The organism is Fructilactobacillus sp. X2R1C1, from assembly GCF_059901435.1.
This window is the reverse complement of sequence record NZ_JBWXUV010000138.1, coordinates 1-245: the sequence shown is the minus strand read 5'-3', so window position 1 is coordinate 245 and position 245 is coordinate 1. Positions and strand designations below refer to the sequence as shown.

General features: G+C 34.7%; 1 protein-coding gene. It reads left to right on the top strand.

The features are described from left to right. Nucleotides 1–245: hypothetical protein (locus AC6UDG_RS07795; protein WP_500707005.1), on the top strand; the 245-nt coding region annotated here is incomplete at both ends.

Below are 245 nucleotides of genomic sequence, written 5' to 3'. Positions count from 1 at the left end.
GCTGCAAAAACCTTGCAAGCAAATGAAGCAAGTCTTGATATTATCAAAACCGCACAAGCAAGTATAAATCAAGAATATGCAAAAACAAAAGAAGGACAAGCTGATTTAAAAAGTATCAGAAATAAATTACCAACGCTTGCATCAAAAACAGATGAGGAACTTGTTAAATTGATAAACGACAAAGACCCTGTATTGACAGTCAAATCAAACACTGATTATTCACCTACTGCTGGTACGGGTATGTA